We start from the raw sequence: 1,007 nt of genomic DNA, 5'->3' as shown, positions 1-1,007 counted from the left end.
AAGCTGTAAAAGAATTAATTCCGAATTTATCTAAGTATAAAGGAAAGCTGGCAGATTCAGCTGATCATTTATACGAGGCTCTTACGTATCAAGATAAAGTGATGGAGCGGCTGGGTAGGCTGTACACTTATGCGCATATGCGCTCTGACCAGGATACTGGGAACTCCTTTAACCAGGGGCTGAATGACAAGGCGGGAAACCTGTATACACAGGCCGCAAGCGCGACAGCTTATTTGGTTCCGGAGATTTTATCCATAGAAGAAGACAAACTGCGGCAGTTCATTCTTGAAAAAGAAGAATTGAAGCTGTACTCTCATGCGATTGAGGAGATTACAAAGGAACGTCCGCATGTGCTGAGCGAGAAGGAAGAGGCGCTGCTTGCTGAAGCCTCCGAGGTACTGGGGTCATCTTCAAATACATTCAGCGTGTTAAATAACGCAGATATAACGTTTCCTTCCATTAAAGACGAAGATGGGAATGAAAAACAGATCACTCACGGCAACTTTATTAATTTCTTGGAAAGTGAAAACCGTGAAGTCCGCAAAAATGCGTTTGACGCAGTGTATAAAACGTACGGACAATATAAAAACACAATGGCCACGACGCTAAGCGGCACTGTGAAAAAGGACAACTTCTACGCGAGAGTGAAAAAGTACAAGTCCGCGCGTGAGGCTGCGCTTTCTAACAACAGTATTCCTGAGGAAGTATACGATAACCTTGTTAAGACGATTAATAAGCATTTGCCGCTCCTGCACCGCTATATTGCGCTAAGAAAGAAAGTGCTTGAGCTTGATGAAGTGCATATCTATGACCTGTATACACCGCTTGTGAAAGATGCTGGGATGAAGGTGACATACGAGGAAGCCAAAGATTACATGCTGAAAGGCCTCGCACCTTTAGGGGAAGAATATGCCTCTATCCTAAAAGAAGGACTGGAAAACCGCTGGGTGGACGTTTACGAAAATAAAGGCAAACGCAATGGGGCTTATTCATCAGGAGCTTACGGC

Annotated in this window: 1 protein-coding gene; it reads left to right on the top strand. The window is 44.5% G+C overall.

Annotation, left to right across the window (positions count from 1 at the left end):
* Positions 1-1,007, top strand: a 1,007-nt coding sequence (locus ACFQ88_RS39795) for a M3 family oligoendopeptidase (protein ID WP_379463454.1), incomplete at both ends; no start/stop codon positions are given.

The sequence above is a fragment of the Paenibacillus sp. NPDC056579 genome (assembly GCF_042793215.1).
Taxonomy (GTDB): Bacteria; Bacillota; Bacilli; order Paenibacillales; family NBRC-103111; genus Paenibacillus_S.
The sequence above is the reverse complement of the archived record's forward strand: the minus strand, read 5'-3'. Positions and strand labels throughout refer to the sequence as shown.